This window comes from Niveispirillum sp. KHB5.9, assembly GCF_048066115.1.
In the GTDB taxonomy this organism is placed as follows: Bacteria; Pseudomonadota; Alphaproteobacteria; order Azospirillales; family Azospirillaceae; genus Niveispirillum.
Genome location: NZ_JBLTYX010000007.1, coordinates 123297 through 144493, shown reverse-complemented (window position 1 = coordinate 144493; position 21197 = coordinate 123297). Strand labels below are relative to the sequence as shown.

Genomic DNA, 21197 nt, shown 5'->3' with positions numbered 1-21197 from the left:
ATCAACAATCCATGAGCGGGAGGGTGAGTCATGCGTCGTCTGGTGGGAACCATGCTGGCCCTGGCGGGCCTGTTGCTGCTGTCCTTCGCCCCGCTCCGGGCTGCGGAGACCGATCCGTTCGCCGACCTGTCCGGCTTCGTGGGCAAGACCTGGAAGGGGGAGGGCAAGGGGCCTGACGGCAAGCCGGTGACCGACATTGCCCGCTGGGAATGGGCGCTGGGCGGTAAGGCCATCCGCGTCACCCATTCCATGGCCGACGCATCCTATGGCGGTGAGACGATGATCTTCTGGGACGCGCCGTCCAAGACCCTGATCTATCACTATTTCACCACCGCCGGCTTCCACACCCAGGGGGTGATGCGGGCCGATGGTCCCGGCCGCCTGATCGCGGAAGAGGAGGTGAAGGGCCACCCCAAGATCAGCCGTGTGCGCTCCACCATGGTGGTCATCGGCGACGCCATGTCATCGAACGCCGAATATCTCAGTGAGGGTAAATGGGCGCCGGGCCACAGCTTCGCCTATAAGCAGACGGAGCCGTCGGCGCTGCCGGCTTTCCCGAAGGTGAGATAACAACGGTCATTGTCCATGACCGTTGAAGGCCGGCGACCGCCGGCCCGGCGCACGTGCGCCGTAAGCCAAGCCCGCGGATGCGGGCGCCCGGCGCCTGAGGGAACAAAGAGCTTAAACCGTCGGCCGCTGATCGAATCCGCTGAGGCCCGGATCGGCGGCCTCGGACACTTTCACATTGATGACGATGGCGTTGGCCGGGCCCTGCCAGCAGGCGTCCAGCATGGCGTCCACGTCCGATCCATGGCCGGCGAACAGGGCTTCGACGCTGCCATCCTCGCGGTTGCGGACCCAGCCATCCAGCTGGCGTGCGCGTGCCTGTTCCACGGTCCAGCCGCGGTACCAGACGCCTTGTACCCGCCCGGTGACGGTGACGCTGACGGCGCGCCGGTCATCCATCGGATTTGTCATGAATGTCTCGCTTTCATTGCCGCTATCCAGCCCAAGGTGGCGGCACTTGTCAATGTCGCTCGCCAATGGCGCTTTTCTGGGGCAGCATGGGGATGGATGCCGTCCATCCGGAGGGGGCCATGCTTGCTGCCAGCCTGATCCGTCCCGCGACCGCCGCCGATGCGGCGGGCATTGCCAATGTGCATGTGGAAAGCTGGCGGTCAACCTACCCCGGCATGTTGCCCGACCGCTATCTGGTGGGCCTGTCCACGGCCACGCATGAACGGCGCTGGCGCGGGTTGCTGTCCGGTTCCGCCCCGCCGCGCGGCCGGCGCACCTTCGTTGCGCAGGGGCCCGGCGGGCGCATCCTGGGTTTCGCGTCCTGCGGGCCGCAGCGCACGGGACTGCCCGGCTTCGGCGGGGAATTCTATGCGCTCTATCTGCTGGATCAGGCGCAGGGCCAGGGGCTGGGCCGGCGCTTCCTGGCCGCCATGGCACAGCATCTTCTGGCCGGGGACACACAGTCGGCCGTGGTCTGGGTGCTGCGGGACAACCCGTCGCGCTATTTCTATGAAAGACTGGGCGGCGATCTGCTGGCCGAACAGCCAATCAGCTTCGCCGGTGCCAAGCTGACGGAAGTGGCCTATGGCTGGACCGATCTGGTCCCACTGGCAAGGCTGGCCGCCGATCCGCCCGTGGGCGGGTAAGTCTTACCGAAACACAATGGCGGACCAGACGAGGCCGCCGACCACACTGCCCAGCAGCAGCAGGTTGAACGTCCGGCGCAGGCGCTTGGCCAGCGGGGCGGGATTGTCGTTGGCGGGCGAGGGGCGCCGCCACAGGAACGGTGTAAAGCTGGAAAAGCCGGAAGCGTCACGGGCGGCCCCAAGGGGACCGCCCGCTTTACGCTGCTGGCTATGCTTGCGCTCAGCCACGCTTCTCGACCGGGACATAGTCGCGGGCCACGTCGCCCTTGTAGAGCTGACGCGGACGGCCGATCTTCTGACCGGGATCCTCGATCATTTCCTTCCACTGGCTGATCCAGCCGACGGTGCGGGCCAGGGCGAACAGCACGGTGAACATGCTGGTCGGGAAGCCGATGGCCTTCAGGATGATGCCCGAATAGAAGTCGACATTCGGGTACAGCTTCTTCTCGATGAAGTACGGGTCGGACAGGGCGATCCGCTCCAGCTCCACCGCGATGTCCAGCAGCGGATCGTCCTTGATGCCCAGGTCGGCCAGCACTTCCTTGCAGGTCTGCTGCATGACCTTGGCGCGCGGGTCGTAGTTCTTGTAGACCCGGTGGCCGAAGCCCATCAGGCGGAAGCCGCTGTTCTTGTCCTTGGCCCGCGCGATGAATTCCGGAATGCGATCAACGGTCTTGATCTCTTCCAGCATCTTCAGCACGGCCTCGTTCGCACCGCCATGGGCGGGGCCCCACAGGCTGGCGATACCGGCGGCGATACAGGCGAACGGGTTGGCACCCGAGGAGCCGGCCAGACGCACGGTGGAGGTCGACGCGTTCTGCTCGTGATCGGCGTGCAGGATGAAGATCTTGTCCATCGCCTTGGCGATGACCGGGTTCACCTTGTACGGCTCGCACGGCACGCCGAACGTCATGTACAGGAAGTTCTCCGCATAGCCCAGGTCGTTGCGCGGATACATGAAGGGCTGGCCGACGGAATACTTGTAAGCCATGGCGGCGATGGTCGGCATCTTCGCGATCAGACGATGCGAGGCGATCATACGCTGCTTGGGATCGTTGATGTCGGTGCTGTCATGATAGAAGGCCGACAGGGCACCCACGACGCCGCACATCACGGCCATCGGGTGCGCATCGCGGCGGAAGCCGCGGAAGAACTGCGTCAGCTGCTCATGTACCATCGTGTGACGGGTGATGGTGGCCTCGAACTCCGTCTTCTGCGCGGCGGTGGGCAGCTCGCCATGCAGCAGCAGATAGCAGGTCTCCATGAAATCGGAGCTCTCGGCCAGCTGGTCGATCGGGTAGCCGCGATGCAGCAGGATACCCTCGTCGCCATCGATATAGGTGATGGCCGAGTCGCACGATGCCGTCGAGGTGAAGCCGGGATCGTAGGTGAAGCACCCGGTGGCGCCGTAGAGCTTTCGGATGTCGATGACATCCGGCCCCGTCGAGCCCTTAAGGATAGGCAAGTCGATCTTCTTACCGGTCCGGTTGTCGATCAGGGTCACCGTCTCGGCGGTTCCATCGCCCGCCGTCTGGGTTGTCTGGCTCATGTCGGCACGTCCTCAAGGGTTTTCGTTAGGGGTTACCGCCCCGTCTTTGAATGCGGGGCGGAGTTTAGTGCCGCGCCGCAGCGAGTGCAACGCAACAGCATCTGTTTAACCATTGTTTTTGACATCTTCTAAACGCGACAAACTCTCATCACGTCCGAGAATTTCGGCGACCTCGAAAATCGGCGGGGAAACCGTGGTTCCGGTCAGGGCGGCGCGCAGCGGCTGCGCCACCTTGCCCAGCTTCAGGCCGTTGGTTTCGGCGAAGTCGCGAACGATACCTTCCAGGGTGGCGGCGTTCCATTCTGCCGCACCCGCGAACAGCCCGGCCAGGGCCGCGACCTGACCGCGCACGTCCGGCGTCAGCAAGGCGGCCGCCTTCTCGTCCGGCACCAGCGGGCGGGTGGCGAACAGGTACATGGCGCCGTCGGCCAGTTCGATCAGCGTCTTCACCCGCGGCTTGAAGCCGGGGATGGAACGCTGGAACCGGTCCTTCTCCACATCGCTCAAGGGCCGGCCGATCTTGGCCTCGATGAACGGGGCGGTGAGCGTGACCAGCCGCGCATCGTCCGCCTCGCGGATATAATGCGCGTTCAGGTTCTCCATCTTGGCGAAATCCAGGCGCGAGGGCGACCGGCCGATGCCTTCCAGCGTGAACCATTCGATGGCCTGCGCGGTGGAGATGATCTCCGCATCGCCATGGCCCCAGCCCAGGCGCAGCAGGTAATTGCGCATGGTCTCCGGCAGGAAGCCCATGTCGCGATAGGCCTCGATGCCCAAGGCGCCATGGCGCTTGGACAGCTTGGCCCCGTCCGGCCCATGGATCAGCGGGATATGGGCGAATTCCGGCGCTGCCCAGCCCATGGCGTTATAGATCTGCAGCTGACGGAACGTGTTGGTCAGGTGGTCATCACCGCGCACGACATGGGTCACGTCCATGTCATGATCGTCGACCACCACGGCCAGCAGGTAGGTGGGCGTGCCGTCGGAACGCAGCAGGATCAGGTCGTCCAACTGGCTGTTCTGCACCCGCACCTCGCCCTGCACATGGTCCTTCACCACCGTCTCCCCCTCACGCGGGGCCTTCAGGCGGATGGCGGGGGCCACGCCGGCGGGAGCCTCGGACGGGTCGCGGTCGCGCCAGCGGCCGTCATAGCGCGGCTGCTGGCCGGCGGCCTTCTGCGCCTCGCGCATCGCATCCAGCTCTTCCGGGGTGCAGTAGCAGCGATAGGCGGTGCCGTTGGCCAGCATCTGGGATACCACTTCGGTATGGCGGTCCTTGCGGGCGAACTGGCTCACCGCCTCGCCATCCCATTCCAGACCCAGCCACTTCAACCCTTCCAGGATGGCGTCCACGGCGGCATCGGTGGACCGGGCACGGTCCGTATCCTCGATGCGCAGCAGGAACTTGCCCTGGTGATGCTTGGCGAACAGCCAGTTGAACAGGGCCGTGCGGCCGCCGCCGATATGCAGGAAACCGGTGGGCGAGGGGGCGAAGCGGGTAACGGTCATCGCAGAACTCTTAATAGCCCCATAAGGGCAGAATGATTGTTTGCGGGGTGGTGTAGCACAGCGCCGCCAGCCCTGAACAGCGCGGGGCCGGGGTGGCTCCCCCCGCGAAAAGTCGTGGGTGCCGGGGGCGGCGCGACATGTTGCGAGGGGGTGTGTCGGGCCGACAGAAACAATTGCGTGAAACCATGTCGGTTTTCATCTACTTGTAGGTGGTGGGTGTGGGGGTAACGGCGGCATGCGGGCGGGGCTGACGCGTTGGACGGGATTGTCCTGGCTGGCCGACGGCCTGCTGGCGGAAAGCGGCCGCTGGATCCTGTGGTTTCCCGTGCTGGCCGGGGTCGGCATCGGCCTTTATTTCGGATTGGATCGGGAACCGGCGATCTGGGTCGGGCCGGTGGCGTTGGGCATTGCCCTGCTGATGGCTGTCCTGGTGCAGGTGCGGCGCCCGGAATGGGGGCTGGCGGCCTGGATATTGTTGCTGGCCCTGCCGTTGGGCTTCACTGCCGCACAAGGGCGCACCACCCTGGTGGCCGCACCCGTGATGCGGGCGGACCTGGGGCCGACGGTGGTGACGGGTCGGGTGGAGCGGATCGACCGGCTGGAAAGCGGGTTGCGCCTCATCCTGATCGACCTGTCGATCCGTGGATTGCCCCCTGCCGACACGCCGGAACGGATACGCGCTTCGCTACGTAACGTGCAGGTGGCGCCCGCCATCGGCGAGCGGGTGCGACTGTTCGCCCGTGTGGGGCCGGCGGGTGAGCCGGCCGAACCCGGTGCCTTCGACCTGCGCCGTCATCTTTATTTCCAAGGGATCGGCGGCACCGGCTTCGTGCTGGGGCCGGCAAAGCGTCTGGCCCTGGCGCCGGAGGATGATCTCTCCCTGGAACATTGGCGGCAGGTGATCGCGGAGCGCGCGGCGGCACGGCTGCCCGACCCCGCTGTGGCCAGCATGGTGGCGGCCCTGCTGAACGGCCAGCCCGGCGCCATTCCGGAAGAGGATATGGTGGCGATGCGGCAATCGGGGCTGCAACACCTGCTCTCCATTTCCGGCCTGCATATCGCGCTGGTGGCCGGGCTGGTGTTCTTCCTGCTGCGCGGTGGCATGGCGCTGTGGCCCGCTTTCGCGCTGCGCCACCCGATCAAGAAATATGCGGCGGTGGCGGCGCTGGCCGTGTCGGTCTTCTACATGCTGATGGTGGGATCGCCCGTGCCGACGCAGCGGTCGGTGCTGATGACGGGGGTGATGCTGCTGGCGGTGCTGGTGGATCGCAATCCGTTTTCCATGCGTGTCGTGGCGCTGGCCGCCCTGGCGGTGATCCTGGTGCAGCCGGAAAGCATGGTGGGCCCCAGCTTCCAGATGTCGTTCGCCGCCGTCATCGCCCTGATCGCGGCGTTCGAACTGGTGACGCCCTGGATGGCGGCGCGGCGGCGGGAAGGCGGGCAGGGATTGGTCGGCCGTGGCCTGACCTATGTGGGCAGCCTGTCGCTGACCTCCCTGGTGGCGGGGCTGGCCAGCATCCCGTTCGGCCTGCACCATTTCCAGCAGATGTCGAATTACGGCCTGCTGGCCAACATGATCGCCGTGCCGGTCACCAGCTTCTGGGTCATGCCCTGGGGGCTGGTCGTCTATCTGCTGATGCCGCTGGGCTGGGACGGCTGGGCGCTGACGGCCATGGGCTGGGGGGCGGAGGCGATCCTGTGGACGGCGCACTGGGTGGCCGACATGCCGGGGGCCGCCATCACCCTGCCGCTGCTGCCGGCGGCGGGCCTGGTGGTCTTCACCCTGTCCGGCCTTTGGCTGTGTCTCTGGCGGGGGCGGGTGCGGCTGCTGGGTGTGGTGGGGATGCTGACGGGACTGCTGTTCCTGCCGCTTTCATTCCGGCCCGACCTTCGCATCAATGCGGAGGGCAAGGTGGTGGGCGTGCGCCTGGCTGATGGTGGCCTTGCCGTTTCCACCCGTGTGGCCGGTCGCTTCGACAGTGATGAATGGGCCCAGCGTGACGGGCTGCCCGATCCGCCGCAACGTTGGCCCAAGACGGGGACCAGGGATGGAAGGCTGACCTGCGCCAGCCCGGATATCTGTCTTTACAGCCTGAACGGAAGCCGTGTCGCCATTGCCCTGGCCAAGACATCCGTGCCGCAAGCCTGTGCTTCGGGTGCCGATGCGCTGGTCACCCGCTGGCTGGTGGCGGACTGCGCCGTGCCGCTGGTCATCGATGCCGGGCAACTGGCGGACAAGGGCGCCCACGCGCTGTATCTGCGCAAGGAGGGGATCGGGTTGGAGACGGTACGGGTGGCGGCCGGTGCCCGACCCTGGGGATGATTTTCAATCCGCCAGCCGCTCCGTGCCCGTCATCAGTCCCGCCGTCAGCCCCGCCAGTTCCGGCGGCAAATCCCCCTGTGCCTGCCGCCAGAGCGGAATGGCGGTGGCCAGTACCCGCGCCCCCGTTTCCGTCAGCCAGGCGGCGCGGCGGCGGCGGTCGGCCCCCTGGTCGGTGACCTCCACCCAGCCCCGGCGCGCCAGCCCCTCCAGGTTGCGGGTCAGGGTGGATGGGTCCAGTCCGGCCCGCAGCGCCAGGGCGGACAGATGGTCGTCATCGGCCGATGCCACCAGGCACAGCAGCCCGAACTGCGCCGCCCCCATGCCCAGTGGTTCCAGTGCCCGGTCCAGATGCCGGGTCAGCCGGCGCGCCGCCAGGCGGGCCTGGGCGGCGATGTCGGTGGTGAAGGCTTCCGCCGCGTCGGTGCGCAGCGTGAAGCGGGTGGTCTTGTCAGGTCGGCTCATTCCTTGTATATACAATAATTGTAGATACAAGGAAATGCGGAACCATGGGCGCGCTTGAGAATTGGCAATATGGGCTGGCCACGCCGGAACAGGTGGTGGGCCTGACGGGGCGGGAGGTGCTGGAACGCATCATCGACGGGCGTCTGCCGCAGCCGCCGATCGCCCGCACCATGCATTTCTGGCTGGCGGAGGTGGGGGAGGGGCGGGCCGCCTTTGTGGGCGAGCCGGGCATGCATATGGCCAATCCATTCGGCATGGTGCATGGCGGCTGGGCCCTGACCCTGATCGACAGTGCCGCCGGCTGTGCGGCGCAGAGCGTCCTGCCCGCCGGCCTGGGCTATGCGACGGTGGAAACCAAGGGCAACTTCACCCGCCCCATTCCGGTGATGGCGGGACCCGTGCGGGCGGAGGCCTGGGTGGTGTCGCAGGGACGGCAGATCATCACCACGGAGGCGCGGGTGCTGTCGGCCGATGGCAAGGTGTTGGCCCACGGCACCTCCACCCTGATCGTGCTGGGGCCGAAATGATCGCGGATATCAGGGTGAAACGGGTCTATGCGGCACCGGACGATGCGGACGGTCTGCGCGTGCTGGTCGATGCGCTGTGGCCGCGTGGCATCGCGCGGGAAAAGGCGATGATCGACCTGTGGCTGAAGGAGGTGGCGCCCAGCCATGGCTTGCGCAAGCGCACGCATGGCGATCCGGCCAACTGGCACCTGTTCCCGCCGGACTATGCGGCCGAACTGGCCGATGGGGTGGGGCGGGAAGCGCTGGAGCGGCTACGGGAACTGGCGCTGAAAGGGCCTGTTACGCTGCTCTATGCCGCCAAGGACGAGATGCGGAACAATGCAACCGTCCTGGCCGACATCCTGCGGACGGGCGATGCGGTCGGAACCCCATCGCCCTGACGTCGCTTATACCTGTTCCTCAGTCGCCGGCGCTGCCATCCGGCAGCTTGGCTACGCCGCACGTGCGGCGCGGCAGCAGTCGCCGCCGGACTTGCACCCGATGGGATCGGGTACAGGTTTACTTCTTGCCGTACAGGTTCTCGCGTTCCTTGTCGGACAGCGGGGTGCCGGCGGGCTTGACCTTGTCGGCCAGCAAGGCCAGGCCACGCTGCACGGCGGGGCGGGCGGCGATGGCGTTGAACCAGCGCTGGACGTTGGGATACTCGTTCAGGTCGATATCGTACTTGGGCGCGTTACGGATCCAGGGGAATGTCGCCATGTCGGCGATGCCGTAATCATCGCCGCCCAGATAGGCGGCCTCGCCCAGGCGGGTATTGGCCACCTTCAGCAGGCGCTTGGACTCGTTGCGGTACCGATCGATCCCGTAGGGGATCTTTTCCGGCGCGAAGACGATGAAATGCCCGGCTTGGCCGAACATCGGGCCGACGCCGCCCATCTGCCACATCAGCCACTGGATATGGGTGTACCAGACTGCCGGGTCCTTGGGCCGGAACTGGCCGGTCTTTTCCGCCAGATAGATCAGGATGGCACCGCTTTCGAACAGGCTCAGCGGCTTGCCCTCCGGCCCGTCGGGATCGACGATGGCCGGCATGCGGTTGTTGGGGGCGATCTGCAGGAACTCGGGTTTGAACTGGTCGCCGGCGCCGATATTCACGGCATGCACATCATAGGGCAGGCCCATCTCCTCAAGCGCTATAGAAACCTTGAAGCCGTTCGGCGTGGGCCAGGCATGGAACTGGATGGTCATCGTCGGTGATCCTTGCAACGATGGGTTGGCGAAGATGGGGCCAACCCTATCGGCAAAGGCACTGTGGCGAAAGTGAGGCTGCTCACAGGCGCCCGGGTGATCTCCCCAGGATCTGTGGATAAGCTTGTGACCAACATGCGGGCAAACGCCTGCGAGCCTTGCCCATACACGGCCGCACCCCATTTGCCCAAATTTTGGGCAAATGGGGTGCGGGGATGGTAAATCAGTCTTTACAATAACTTGGATGCTGGTTACGCGGCCCTTATATCTGCGAGGAAGCGTTCGACCTGTGTCCTGAGGAGTTCGGATTGCTGGGAGAGTTCCCTTGCGGCGCCGAGGACCTGTGTTGCGGATGCGCCGGTCTGTGCGGCGGCCTCGGTGACCTGGTTGACGTTGGCGCTGACCTCCTGTGTGCCCATGGCGGCCTGGGAGACGTTTCGGCTGATCTCGGAGGTGGATGCACCCTGTTCCTCCATGGCGGCGGCGATGGAGGTGCCGATCTCCGACACGGACTGGATGGTGGTGCCGATGGAGCGGATGGCGCCGACGGAGCTGTCGGTGGCCTGCTGCACGGCGGTGACCTGTGCGGCGATCTCCTCTGTGGCCTTGGCGGTCTGGTTTGCCAGGGCCTTGACCTCGCTGGCGACGACGGCGAAGCCCTTGCCGGCCTCGCCGGCGCGGGCGGCCTCGATGGTGGCGTTGAGCGCCAGCAGGTTGGTCTGTCCGGCAATGTCCTGGATCAGCTGGACGACGGCACCGATGCGGCCGGCTGCCTCGGCCAGGCCGGCGACGGTGCCGTCGGTCTGGCGGACCTCGGCATAGGCGCGGTCGGATATGGTCTTGGAACGTGTGACCTGGGCGTTGATCTCGGTGATGCTGGCGGTCATCTCCTCCGCGGCGGCGGCCACGGTCTGGACGTTGGCCGTGGTCTGCTCGGCGGCGGCCGCGGCGGCGGCGGCCTGGCGGTTGGTCTCCTCGGCGATGGCGCTCATGCTCTGGGCGGTGGCGTCCAGTTCGGTGGCGGCGGAACTGACGGTGCGCAGCACGGCCGAAGACTGGGTGTCGAAGCCCTGGATCAGGTCGTTGATGCGGGCGGCGCGGGCCTCCTTGGCGGCCTGCTCCTGCTTCTGCGCCTCGGCCAGGCGGTCGGCCTGGATCAGACCGTCCTTGAATACCTGCACCGCGCGGGCCATGTCGCCGATCTCGTCACCCCGGTTGCCGCCCTCAACGGCGACGGTCAGCTCATGACGCGCCAGACGGTTCATCGTGTCCGTCATGCCGCGAACAGGCCTTACAACGCTGGTGATCATCATCCAACCGGCGGCGGCCGACAGGATGGCGGCCAACGCCAGGACGCTCCAGGCGATGATCATCGAGGAATGCGCGGACGATTGCAGCTGCGCCACCAGGCCATCCGCATTGTCCTGATTGAACTTGATGATCTTATCGGTGTCTTCCTGGATCTTCAGGAACAGCGGGCTCAGTTCCTGGCGCATCATCACTGCCGCTTCATCGGATTTCTGCTGGCGCGACAATTCACGCACTTTCTCCCACAGGGAAAGATATTCGTTCCATCGGGAGATCATGGAATTGTACATCGCCCTCTCTTCATCGGAGCGTATCAGGGCTTCGTAATTCTTTTTGGAATCACCGAGATCCTTGATGGCGCTCTGCATCCGCGCTTCCAGGGCATCCATCTCCGATTTTTCCGGTGAGATGATGTGCTGGTAGCTGTTGACGCGGATTTCCAGGGCGGATGAGTAGATATCTCCCACTTCCTTCACCGACGGCAGGGCATTGGTGCCGATGACCAGGCCATCGTCGGAAACCGAATTGATGCGGGACACGGATATGAGCCCCAGCAGCAGGGTCAACGCCAACACAACGCCGAAAGCGCCGATCACGCGCGTCCTGATGGATATGTTCTCGAACATTTTCCGCTCCTGCCTGCCGATGCGCAGATTCCCCCTGCGGGGTGCCGACGGCGGGAGGGTTCGCCTTTCTTGGAGCGGTTTCAACCTATCCGGAAGGATGTGGCATGGAATAATTCCCGGTCTCGCGCGTATTGCCCCTTCAGGGCATGTTGGTGGGCCTTTTCACGCCGCGCCCGGCGCATTGGGCGGCAGCCGGACGCTGACCACCGTGCCCTGGCCGGGGACGGAGGAAATCTCTAGCGCTCCGCCCAGCATCTCCACGAAACGCCGGGTCAGGGGGAGGCCCAGGCCCGTGCCCTTGGGATGTGGCTTGTCGGGCTGGCGCACCTGGCCAAAGGGCTTCATGGCCGTGGCCAGGTCCTGGCTGGCGATGCCGATGCCGGTATCGCGGATGACCAGGATGACGGCACCACCATCATCCAGTCCCGCCACCTCCACTGTCACGCGCCCGCCATGCGGGGTGAACTTGATGGCGTTGGATGCCAGATTCAGCACGATCTGGCGCACCTTCTCCGGATCGGTGCGGATGCGCAGCGGCGCGTCCGGTATCTTGATGTCCAGGGTGATGCCTGTGCCCTCCGCCAGCTGGCGCAGCATGCGCGCGCTGTCCTGAACGGTGCGGCCGATATCGATGTCGCGGATATCCAGCTGGTCCGCCCCGGATTCCGCCCGCGCTAAGTCCAGCGTGCCATCGACCAGCGTCAGCATATGCGTCGCGGCCTGGTGGATATCGACGGCATATTCACCGTAGCGCGCATCGCTGTGCGGGCCGTGGATGGCGTCGCGGATCAGTTCGGAAAAGCCGATGATGGCATGCAGGGGCGTGCGCAGTTCATGTGCGGCACTGGTCACCACTTCCGTGCCGCGCTTTCCTTCGCGTTCCGCGTGAGGCACCTGATCCAGCAGCTTGCGTTCCGCCGCCTTCAGCAGGTTCAGCGCGTCGGCTAGGCGCTGGCCGCGTTCTTCCGCCGCCTGCTCGGCCTTCGCCAGCCGGTCGCGCAGGCGCAGATGGGCCAGCAGGCGGACCTGCAATTCGGCAAGTGTGTCCGGCCGCTCCATCACCTCCAATACGCCCAGCTCCGTTGCTTGGGTCCGCTGCTGGGGCAGGATGTCGTCGCCGATCAGGATGATGGTGGGTTCCACCGGCAGTTCCGTCGCCCGGACATTGGCCACCAGCCCCAAGGGGGCACCCACGCCGGCCAGATCGAACACCAGCAGTCCCGGCCGCCTTGCGCGGCAGGTGGCCAATAATTCATCCTCGGAACGAAGGAAGCGCAGATCGACGGCTTGCGTCAGCCGTTTCAACGTGGCGGCCGCCGGATAACGGGATTTGTCGCCGCCCACGACCAGGATCGTGGCGGGATCGTCCTTGAGATGCATGTTGGTGCGGATAAGGTTGTGCTTATACCTATATGTGGCACAGCGCCCTTTGCTTGTCGCCTGCAACCTTGCCGCTCCTGCCGCATAGGGGATGCGAATTGGCGGTAGGTGTTACTCCGACCGGGCTACCCATCCTGCGGCGGCTTGCGCATCCTGCTCCCGTGCCGCCACCCAGCGGTCGCCGGCACCGGTATCCTCCAATTTCCAGAAGGGTGCCTTGGTCTTCAGCCAGTCCATCAGAAAGCGGCAGGCTTCGAACGAAGCCTCGCGATGGGCCGATGCGCAGGCCACCATCACGATCCGTTCCCCTGGTTCCAACCTTCCATAACGATGGATGATCAGGCTGGCCGACAGGGGCCAGCGCGCATGCGCCTCCGCCTCGATGGCTTCCAGCTGTCTTTCTGTCATGCCCGGATAATGTTCCAGGGTCAGGGCGCGCACCGTGCCGGCGGCCTCTCCTGCCTGCGGGTGCAGGTCGCGGACCAGGCCGGTGAAGCAGCACACACCGCCGATCCCGGTATCGCCATCGGTCAGCGCCGCCAGTTCGGCCCCGATGTCGAAATCCTCGCGCTGGACCTTGACGGTCATCAGCCGCCCGTCACCGGCGGGAACAGCGCCACCTCATCCCCCGCCGCGACCGGGTGGGTGAAGGGCACATATTCCTGGTTCACGGCCACCTTGACCACGTCCAGGTTGGCCAGCGCGTCGGCATAGCCGGCCCCGCGCCCTTGCAGCCAGCCGATCAGGCCGGCCACATCCATCACGCCCTCGGGCAGGGCCACACGCTCCTCCGCGATGCCGATCTTGGTGCGCAGCCAGGCGAAATAGAGCAGCTTCAGCATCGATCAGCCCTCCGGGTTCAGCATGTGGCGCAGGCCGGCACGCAGATAATCCCAGCCGGTCAGCAGCGTCAGGGCGGCGGCCAGCCACAGCCCGATCTCACCGATCAGGGTGACGGGCCAGCCTTCCGGCCCGTCGGCGCCGACGATCAGCCAGCCGATGGCTCCCATCTGGATACCGGTCTTCCATTTGGCAAGGCGGCTGACCGGGACGGAGATGCGCAATCCCGCCAGGAACTCGCGCAGGCCCGACACCATCACCTCGCGCAGCAGGATGATGATGGCGGGGATGATGGCCAGCCCGGCGATCTTGCCGACGCCGGCCAGCATCATCAGCACGGCCGCCACCAGCAGCTTGTCGGCGATCGGGTCCAGGAACTTGCCGATCAGGCTCTCCTCCCGCCAGATGCGGGCCAGATAGCCGTCGAACCAGTCGGTGATGCAGGCTGCCGAATAAAGCCCCAGCGCCGCCCAGGCGCTCCATTTGCCGGGAAAGAAGAACAGGGCCACGACCACCGGGATCACGGCGATGCGCGACAGGGTCAGGATGTTGGGCAGGCTGGTCAGCATGGGCGCCAAGGCAGATTGGGAACGGGGCTTGGGTCGACGGCGCGCATCCTATCCTTCCCCATGGAAGTGATCATAGATGATTCTGGCGACCGCATCGCTGATGCCCTCCACAGCCTGGAGATCGGTGAGGCCGGCGCGCGATACGGCACGGGCCGACCCGAAATGCAGCAGCAGCGCCTTCTTACGGCGCGGCCCGATTCCCTGGATCTCGTCCAGGGGCGAGGCGCTGATCGCCTTCTCGCGTTTGGCCCGGTGGGTGCCGATGGCAAACCGGTGCGCCTCGTCGCGCAGCCGCTGGAGGTAATAGAGAACCGGGCTCTTATGCTCCATGCCGAAGGGCGGGCGGCCCGGCATGAAGAACCGCTCCCGCCCCGCATCGCGGTCCGGTCCCTTGGCGATGGAGACCAGGGGCACATCCTCGATCCCCAACTCGGCCATCACCTCCATCACCACGCCCAGCTGTCCCTCGCCACCGTCGATCAGCACCAGATCGGGCCAGCTTTCGCCCGACCGTTCCGGGTCCTCCTTCAAGGCGCGCTCGAATCGGCGGGTGAACACCTCGCGCATCATGGCAAAATCGTCGCCGGCGGCGTCCTTGGCCTTGATGTTGAATTTGCGATAGGCGTTCTTGATGAAACCATCGGGGCCGGCCACCACCATGGCGCCGATGGAATGCGCCCCCTGGATATGGCTGTTATCGTAGATCTCGATGCGCACCGGCGGCTCGGCCAGCCCGAACGCCTCCGCCACGCCGGCCAGCAGCTTGGCTTGGCTGCCCGTCTCGGCCAGCCGTCTGCCATGGGCGTCGCGGGCATTGTTGATGGCGTGATCGAGTAGCCGCTTCTTGTCGCCGCGCTTGGGCGCGTGCAACTCCACCTTCACCCCGGCGCGCAGGCTCAGCGCCTCCTGCAGCAGCGCTTCTTCGGGCAGGTCGTGGCTGATCAGGATCAGGCGCGGGGCGGTCTTGTTGTCATAGAACTGTGCGATGAAGGAGGACAGGACCTCCTCCACCTCCAGCACCTTGTCATGACTGGGGAAATAGGCGCGGTTGCCGTAATTGCGCCCGCCGCGGAAGAAGAACACCTGGATGCAGGTGCTGCCCCCATCCTGATAGGCGGCGATGATATCGGCATCATCCACGCCTTCGACATTGATGTCCTGGTGGGCCTGGATGGCGGTCAGCGCCCGGATACGGTCGCGCAGCTTGGCCGCGCGCTCGAACTCCAGCGCCTCGGCTGCCGCCTGCATATGGGTGGCCAGATCGGCCTGGATGTCGCGGCTGCGGCCTTCCAGGAACTGTTTGGCCTCCCGCACCTGCTCGGCATATTCCGCGCCCGTCACCTTCTCCACGCAGGGCGCCGTGCAGCGCTTGATCTGGTATTGCAGGCAGGGGCGGGTGCGGGTGTTGAACACCGTGTCGGCGCAGGTGCGCAGCTGGAAGGCGCGCTGCAAAGCCGTCAGCACGCGGTTGACGGCACCGGCCGACGCGAAGGGGCCGTAATAGCTTCCGGCCTCGGTGCGGGTGCCGCGATGCTTGGTCAGCTGCGGATAATCCTGCCCACCGGTGATCAGGATATGAGGGAAGGTCTTGTCGTCGCGCAGCAGCACATTATAGCGCGGCATCAGCTTCTTGATCAGGTTCGATTCCAGCAGCAGCGCCTCCACCTCGGTATGGGTGGTGACGAACTCCATCTGCGTGGTCTCGGCGATCATCCGCTGCAGGCGGATGGGCAGCTTCACCGGCATCGTATAGTTGGTGACGCGCTTCTTCAGGCTGCGGGCCTTGCCGACATACAGCGCATCGCCCTCGTCATTCAGCATCCGGTACACGCCCGGCCGGTCGGGCAGGGTGCGCAGATAGCCCTTGATGATATCCACCCCGCGCGACAGGTCGGCCACGGCGCGCTTGCGCTTGCCCGGCGTCGCCTCCGGCTGGGCCTCGGGGCGGGGGGGAGGGGGCGGATTATGGTCGGTGGCGTCGGTCATGGCCCTGGATGTGGCGCATCCCCGTGCGCCGGTCAATCGCCTGCTGGAATAGTTCTTGGTCTCCACCGGAAGACATAGGCTTCCCCCGGAAGGGATACCGGTTACCATACCACCCTGTCCTTCGGGCGGCATGATGAAGGATGTAAGCCTTTGACACGGATTTCCACGAAACCTGTGGATAAGTCTGCGGACAAGTATCGGGGCGGATGGTTTGGAGCCAGGGACTCCGCGGGTTCCACCCAATTGCCCAAAATTTAGGCATAAAAAATCAGACCATTGATTTTATTGATATTTTTTGAAGTCAAGCAGACATCCAATTGTCATGAAGCCCACACGGGGGCTTGACATCGCCGATCACACCCGCGTAGCGCGGCACATTGTCGGCCTGTGCAAAAACCTAGGACCATGGACGCAAGCCTCAGGACCTAATTCGTTCGTTTATGGGAACCGCCGCCCGCCCCGGACCGTTAAGACTTCGTTTACGCAGGGGGCGGCCGGAATGTCCGCCGTGTATCTGTGACTGATGCCCTTGGGCGAGGGACGGGGTCATGGCCGCGACCGTATCGTGCCCAGGCATGGGAATAAAGACTCCCATTCGCCGCCTTCGCCGTCCCGGAGCGGCACCACCCATGGTCAGGGATGGCAGCCATGCTTGCACGCGAACCTATCGGATCGAAACATGCAGCGGCTTGATCCGCCAGGGATTTTGTGCGGTGCAACAAAGAAGTTGACGAAAAAAGCGGCAAAGTGCATTATCTCACCTGGATATGTTGCGGCGCAGCAGGGGCCTCCTGTCGCCTGCCGCCATCCGGCGTCACTGACGACAGACAGCATTGGGGAATGATATGGCCACCTACAAGAATCCGTTTCTGGACTTCGACCCGTCCAAGTTCTTCGACCTGAACCGCCTGACCGACTTCCAAAAGGCGTTCGGTGAGTTCAAGCTGCCCAGCGCCGATTTCGAAGGCGTGGTCACTGCTCAGCGCCGCAATGTGGAGGCCATTGTTGCCGCCAACCAGCTGGCCGTCGAAGGCTACCAGGCTGTCGCCCGCCGCCAGGCCGAGATCATTCGCCAGTCGCTGGAAGAAACTTCCTCCATCGTGACCGAGTTGCTGACCCCCGGCACCCCGGAAGACAAGGTTGCCAAGCAGGCTGCCCTGGTGAAGAATTCCTTTGAGAAGGCCTCGGCCAACCTGAAGGAACTGTCGGAGCTGGTTGCCAAGTCCAACACCGAGGCCGCTGAAGTGCTGTCCAAGCGCGTCAAGGAAAGCATCGAAGAGCTGCAGGGCATCCTGTCCAAGCTCACGGTCAAGAAGGCCTGATCCTTCCCCGACGATGCCGTCAGTTGAAGGCCGCCCCACCGGGGGCGGCCTTTTTCTTTTTGCTGTTCCCTCAGGTGCCGGGCGCCCACATCCGGGCCCTTGGCTGACGCGCCACGTGGTTCACGGGTTCATAAAGGGCTTTTGCCGCTGCAGGCTGGCGACTGCCAGCCCGCGACCACGTGGTCGCGTAAGCCAAGCCTACGGATGTGGGCGCCCGGCGCCTGAGGGAACAGAAAACAAAAAGGGCCCCGTCCTCAGGACGGGGCCCTCTTTTGCGTCTGCGGCAACCGGCAGCCTCAGCCGCGCGGCTGCTGCGGCGGGGGCAGGTTGGTGCGGTAGCTGGGGAAGGGGATCGGGCGCTGCTCTTCCTTGCGGCTGGCGGAGATTTCGATCTCCATGCGTGCGATCACCTTGCGCAGCTCATGCAGCGCGTCCGTCAACCCCTGCACGCCACCACCCGTCTGGCCCTTCCAGGCCTTATAGGCTTCGGCACAGGCCTTGGCGGCCGCATCCATGCGCTCATCGGGCGGCGTGGTCGGCGTCTCCGCCGCTTCCAGCCGGGCCGGGTTGCGCTGCTGCTGGCGATAGGGATAGACGACGTCGGCCGGACCTTCGGACGGCGAGGGCTGGTAATCGGACATGGCGCGCTCGCCACCCCGGCCTTCGTTGCCGATATTGCGGTCACGGTCGAAGTCACGCGGCGGGCGAACCTCCAGCCGGTCGCGCTGCGGCCGGTCACCGAACCGGTCACGCTGCGGGCCGGGCTGGCCGCCCTGCGGGAAGCGCACATTGCCCCCCTGCGGACGGCGGTCGCCCTGCTGCTGCCCACGATCCTGGCGCGGCTCGCCCCGGAACTCGTTGCGCTCACGGTCGGGGCGGGGCTCGCGACCCTCCTGGCCGAAACGCTCGCCCCGGTCGGGACGGGCTTCACGATTCTCACGTCCGTCACGCGGAGCCCGGTTGTCGCGCCCCTCGAAACGGCGGGGAACCTCGCCATGGCGGCCACTGTCATGCTGGAACGGGCTTTCGCGCGTCGCATCCACGCCGGGGGCTTCCGTCACCACCGGGGCGGCCGGCGGTTCCACCGCAGGTGCCGGGGCGGCCAGGACGGGCGCCGGGGCCGCGGGGGGCGGTGCCAGGGCGGCTTCGGCCAGCGGCAGTTCCGCCGGCCGGGGTTCCGCGGCGCGCGGCGCGCGGCGTGGGCGCGGCGCCTCGGCTGCCGCGGCCACGGGCGCAGGGGCTTCCACCGGTGCGGGGGCGGGGGCCGGTGCCGGGGCGGCGGCAACGGTCTCCGTGCCTTCCTCACCCTCGCCGGTCAGTCCGGCGGCCTCCGCCTTGCGGACGATGTAGGAAATGGCGCTGGGCGTGCAGTCGAATTCCCGGGCAATGGCGGAAAGCGTGGCCCCCGCCTTGTAGCGTTCCAGAATTCGCGGCCAAGCGGATTGCGGAATACGACCCCGGCGCTTCGGGGACTCCGCATCACCATCAGTTTCGGCGTTCAAGATATCACTCGGTTGCCAGAGAGGCTCATGCGTCATGCAGCGGATTCACAGTCTCAGGCGATCCCGCCGCGTGAGCAGGCTTTTGCAGGGACCCGTGGGTCTCGGCTTGCCATCGGAAGGGGTCTGCCAGGATTTGTGGTTTCAGATATGGGGGAAATATTTTCGAAATGAAAGAGAAACTGCGCCGCCGCGGCAAAAAATCCGGGCATGGCGCTCATGTCGCGATGGCCGGCCGCCGGGACCGGTCCGGCTAGGCAACGAAATCTCCGGTCAAAGGGGTGGCTTCTCTTGCGGGGCGGAGCCGGTTGCGGCACATTCCGCACCATCTTATTCCCGTCGCAACGGATCTGTCCGCATGCCGTCCTTCCGTCAGGTCGCCCGCGCCGTCGGCGCCTTCACCGTCGCTGCCACCCTTGCCGCTTCGCCGGCCCTGGCCGCCCCGCCCAAGGGGCCCTGCTATTCGGTGCCGGAATTCGCGGCCGAACAAGGCATCCGCCTGCATACGGAACTGATGGTGGTGGGCCTGACCTGCCAGCACATGGATGTGAAGGGCCAACTGAGCCTGTTCAACCAGTACAAGCAGTTCACGTTGAAGCACCAGGCCCGCATCCAGGAGTGGGAAAAGGCGCTGGTCGCCTATTACAAGCGCACGGCCAAGGGCAACCCGACCCGTAATTTCGACAGTTTCCGCACCCGTCTGGCCAATGAGACGTCGCAGCGCGCCATCGCCCTGACCACGCCGGTCTTCTGCGGCACGCACGCGCCGCTGGTGGCTCAGGCCATGGCGGCCAGCCTGGCGGAGATCGAGCAGGGATTGTCGCCCGACGCCGCCGGCGTCCACATGGCCAATGCGCCGCGCTGCGACAAGCCGGCGCCGACCGTCCTGCTGGCCGATGCCGCCGCGGCCGCGGCCAATGCCGCTCCACCACGCGCACCGACCCCGGTCATCTCCGGTGCCGCCGCCGGCGCCAAGACCAAGACGAAGAGTGCGGCGCAGTAATTTCAAGGTTTTGTGAACAGCCAGGCACCGTCTTCCGGACGGTGCCGGCGTACCAGCCGGCCCGTTGCGACCAGATGGTTCAGGTGGGCCAGCGCCTCCCCGGCTGCGAAGGTCAACTGGTGGGTGTCCAGCGGGCGCTTGAACATGCTGCGGGTGATCTCCGCCACGGTGCATCCGCCATCGGCGCAGTCCGCCTCCGCCTCGTCCAGCCGTTCCGCGTGGTGGTGCAGCAATTCGTCGATGCGGCCGCGCAGGTCGTGGAAGACGGGGCCGTGGGAAGGCAGGACGGTCGTGTCCGCCGGCAGTTCGCGCAGCCGGGCCAGGCCGTTCAGGAATTCCGCCAGCGGGTCGGCGAAGGGTTCGGCGGGCCAGACGCTGACATTGGGGCTGATGCGCGGCAGCACCATGTCGCCGGCGATCAGCACATTGCCGCCATCGGCACTATAGAAGCAGGCATGTTCGGGCGAATGCCCGCCCGACGTGATGATCCGCCAGTCGCGATCACCGATGCGCAGCATGTCGCCGTCGGTCATCCGCTCGAATATCGCCGGGACCACCGGTACCCCGCGCGAATAGGCGTTGCCACGCGTCGCCAGAGCCGCCAGGGCCGGTGCGTCCAGCCCCATGGCGCCATAGAAGCGGCGTCCCGCATCGGCGATCCCGTCGGATGCATCCAGGCACAGCATGCGGGCCAGCAGCCATTCGGTGCGGGTCATGTGCAAGGGCGCGTCGAAGCGCCGGCACAGCCAGTCGGCCAGCCCGATATGGTCGGGATGGAAATGGGTGACGATGACGCGCCGTATGGGCGCGTCGGCCAGGAACTCCGCCGCCACGCTCTCCCACAATCCTCGTGTCAGGTTGCTGGCAACGCCCGTGTCGATCAGGGTCCATGCCGGGCGCCCGTCCGGCATGCGGTCGGCCAGCAGCCAGACATTGATGTGATTCAACTGGAAGGGAAGGGGCAGGCGCATGCCCCAGATGCCGGGGGCGGCCTGGCTGATCTGCGGTGCTGATTCTGCTGGTGCTAACACGGTCATGCGGGGCCTTCGGGGGCGGTGGGCCGGAACGGCCCCGGACGGGGTTCGTTCGGAAGTCATAGGATAAGTGACCGGATTTGGCCATGGCGGCGGCAACGTCACACAAGCGTGATGGCAACCGTCACGATATTGGGGGTAGAGGCCCGTCCGGGAAACCCCCTTCTGGAGTCCGGACAAATGGAACGGCACAACGGCGTGATCATTGAAATTGAAGAGGAAGCGCTGGGTGTGCTGGTGTCAGGGGAGGAGGATTTCGTGTTTCACGCGGTCCATCCAGCCGTGCAGCGCCTGCATGGCAAACGCTTCGCCGATGGTGTCGCCGCACGCCGCGAGGCCATGAAAGCCTTTCGCAGCGCGGCGTAGAACAAACGCAAATTCTCCGAGATGATTGTTTAGCCATATGGG

At 65.6% G+C, this 21197-nt stretch carries 22 protein-coding genes; 8 read left to right on the top strand and 14 right to left on the bottom strand.

Translation table 11 applies throughout. From position 1 onward, the window contains the following. Positions 1–30: 30 nt before the first annotated feature. Positions 31–570, top strand: coding sequence for a hypothetical protein (locus tag ACM9HJ_RS14185; protein ID WP_416572390.1), 540 nt, complete (start codon positions 31–33; stop codon positions 568–570). Between the two features lie 111 nt (positions 571–681). On the opposite strand, the gene ACM9HJ_RS14180 is transcribed toward ACM9HJ_RS14185, so the two are convergent. Further along, positions 682–978 (bottom strand): acylphosphatase, encoded by a 297-nt coding sequence (locus tag ACM9HJ_RS14180; RefSeq protein ID WP_416572389.1) that lies wholly within the window; start codon positions 976–978, stop codon positions 682–684. Positions 979–1097: 119 nt separating this feature from the next. Here ACM9HJ_RS14180 and ACM9HJ_RS14175 point away from each other — a divergent pair, with 119 nt between their 5' ends. Continuing rightward, positions 1098–1664, top strand: a complete 567-nt coding sequence (locus ACM9HJ_RS14175) for a GNAT family N-acetyltransferase (RefSeq protein ID WP_416572388.1) — start codon at positions 1098–1100, stop codon at positions 1662–1664. A gap of 3 nt (positions 1665–1667) precedes the next feature. Here the strand turns inward: ACM9HJ_RS14175 and ACM9HJ_RS14170 are convergent, their stop codons facing one another. From ACM9HJ_RS14170 to gltX, 3 genes are all read right to left on the bottom strand, one after another. After that, a complete protein-coding gene (locus tag ACM9HJ_RS14170; RefSeq protein ID WP_416572387.1) occupies positions 1668–1892 on the bottom strand; it encodes a hypothetical protein in 225 nt (74 codons plus the stop codon). Further along, the gene (gltA, locus tag ACM9HJ_RS14165; RefSeq protein ID WP_416572386.1) at positions 1885–3213 is read right to left on the bottom strand and encodes a citrate synthase; all 1329 of its coding nucleotides are present in this window, start codon (positions 3211–3213) and stop codon (positions 1885–1887) included. The genes ACM9HJ_RS14170 and gltA overlap by 8 nt, the downstream gene beginning before the upstream one ends. A 105-nt stretch (positions 3214–3318) precedes the next feature. Continuing rightward, positions 3319–4722, bottom strand: a complete 1404-nt coding sequence (gene gltX, locus ACM9HJ_RS14160) for a glutamate--tRNA ligase (RefSeq protein WP_416572385.1) — start codon at positions 4720–4722, stop codon at positions 3319–3321. Positions 4723–4957: 235 nt separating this feature from the next. Here gltX and ACM9HJ_RS14155 point away from each other — a divergent pair, with 235 nt between their 5' ends. Beyond that, positions 4958–7045 (top strand): ComEC/Rec2 family competence protein, encoded by a 2088-nt coding sequence (locus ACM9HJ_RS14155; RefSeq protein ID WP_416572384.1) that lies wholly within the window; start codon positions 4958–4960, stop codon positions 7043–7045. Between the two features lie 3 nt (positions 7046–7048). Here ACM9HJ_RS14155 and ACM9HJ_RS14150 read toward each other — a convergent pair whose 3' ends face one another. Continuing rightward, positions 7049–7507, bottom strand: a complete 459-nt coding sequence (locus ACM9HJ_RS14150) for a MarR family winged helix-turn-helix transcriptional regulator (RefSeq protein ID WP_416572383.1) — start codon at positions 7505–7507, stop codon at positions 7049–7051. Between the two features lie 44 nt (positions 7508–7551). On the opposite strand from ACM9HJ_RS14150, the gene ACM9HJ_RS14145 reads away from it, so the two are divergent. Together ACM9HJ_RS14145 and ACM9HJ_RS14140 are read left to right on the top strand one after the other, a co-directional pair. Then, on the top strand, positions 7552–8034 hold the full coding sequence (locus tag ACM9HJ_RS14145) for a PaaI family thioesterase (protein WP_416572382.1): 483 nt from the start codon (positions 7552–7554) through the stop codon (positions 8032–8034). After that, positions 8031–8414 (top strand): DUF488 domain-containing protein, encoded by a 384-nt coding sequence (locus tag ACM9HJ_RS14140; protein ID WP_416572381.1) that lies wholly within the window; start codon positions 8031–8033, stop codon positions 8412–8414. The genes ACM9HJ_RS14145 and ACM9HJ_RS14140 overlap by 4 nt, the downstream gene beginning before the upstream one ends. Before the next feature lie 118 nt (positions 8415–8532). Here ACM9HJ_RS14140 and ACM9HJ_RS14135 read toward each other — a convergent pair whose 3' ends face one another. From ACM9HJ_RS14135 to uvrC, 7 genes are all read right to left on the bottom strand, one after another. Next, a complete protein-coding gene (locus ACM9HJ_RS14135; RefSeq protein ID WP_416572380.1) occupies positions 8533–9222 on the bottom strand; it encodes a glutathione binding-like protein in 690 nt (229 codons plus the stop codon). A 251-nt stretch (positions 9223–9473) separates the two neighbouring features. After that, the gene (locus ACM9HJ_RS14130) at positions 9474–11156 is read right to left on the bottom strand and encodes a methyl-accepting chemotaxis protein (protein ID WP_416572379.1); all 1683 of its coding nucleotides are present in this window, start codon (positions 11154–11156) and stop codon (positions 9474–9476) included. A 162-nt stretch (positions 11157–11318) separates the two neighbouring features. Then, entirely contained in the window at positions 11319–12536 is a 1218-nt protein-coding gene (locus ACM9HJ_RS14125) for a sensor histidine kinase (protein WP_416572378.1), read from the bottom strand. 111 nt (positions 12537–12647) lie between these two features. Beyond that, a complete protein-coding gene (locus ACM9HJ_RS14120; protein ID WP_416572377.1) occupies positions 12648–13124 on the bottom strand; it encodes a molybdenum cofactor biosynthesis protein MoaE in 477 nt (158 codons plus the stop codon). After that, a complete protein-coding gene (gene moaD, locus ACM9HJ_RS14115; protein ID WP_416572504.1) occupies positions 13124–13375 on the bottom strand; it encodes a molybdopterin converting factor subunit 1 in 252 nt (83 codons plus the stop codon). The genes ACM9HJ_RS14120 and moaD overlap by 1 nt, the downstream gene beginning before the upstream one ends. A gap of 6 nt (positions 13376–13381) precedes the next feature. Then, on the bottom strand, positions 13382–13945 hold the full coding sequence (gene pgsA / locus ACM9HJ_RS14110; RefSeq protein WP_416572376.1) for a CDP-diacylglycerol--glycerol-3-phosphate 3-phosphatidyltransferase: 564 nt from the start codon (positions 13943–13945) through the stop codon (positions 13382–13384). 48 nt (positions 13946–13993) lie between these two features. Next, the gene (gene uvrC / locus ACM9HJ_RS14105) at positions 13994–15931 is read right to left on the bottom strand and encodes an excinuclease ABC subunit UvrC (protein WP_416572375.1); all 1938 of its coding nucleotides are present in this window, start codon (positions 15929–15931) and stop codon (positions 13994–13996) included. Between the two features lie 845 nt (positions 15932–16776). On the opposite strand from uvrC, the gene ACM9HJ_RS14100 reads away from it, so the two are divergent. Then, a complete protein-coding gene (locus ACM9HJ_RS14100; RefSeq protein ID WP_416572374.1) occupies positions 16777–17253 on the top strand; it encodes a phasin family protein in 477 nt (158 codons plus the stop codon). 296 nt (positions 17254–17549) lie between these two features. Here ACM9HJ_RS14100 and ACM9HJ_RS14095 read toward each other — a convergent pair whose 3' ends face one another. Next, a complete protein-coding gene (locus tag ACM9HJ_RS14095; protein WP_416572373.1) occupies positions 17550–18755 on the bottom strand; it encodes a hypothetical protein in 1206 nt (401 codons plus the stop codon). A gap of 355 nt (positions 18756–19110) precedes the next feature. Between ACM9HJ_RS14095 and ACM9HJ_RS14090 the strand changes: the two genes are divergently transcribed. Further along, positions 19111–19755, top strand: a complete 645-nt coding sequence (locus ACM9HJ_RS14090) for a hypothetical protein (RefSeq protein WP_416572372.1) — start codon at positions 19111–19113, stop codon at positions 19753–19755. Positions 19756–19757: 2 nt separating this feature from the next. Here ACM9HJ_RS14090 and ACM9HJ_RS14085 read toward each other — a convergent pair whose 3' ends face one another. Further along, entirely contained in the window at positions 19758–20792 is a 1035-nt protein-coding gene (locus tag ACM9HJ_RS14085; RefSeq protein ID WP_416572371.1) for an MBL fold metallo-hydrolase, read from the bottom strand. Between the two features lie 177 nt (positions 20793–20969). Here ACM9HJ_RS14085 and ACM9HJ_RS14080 point away from each other — a divergent pair, with 177 nt between their 5' ends. Further along, positions 20970–21155, top strand: coding sequence for a hypothetical protein (locus tag ACM9HJ_RS14080; protein WP_416572370.1), 186 nt, complete (start codon positions 20970–20972; stop codon positions 21153–21155). The last annotated feature ends 42 nt before the right edge of the window (positions 21156–21197 follow it).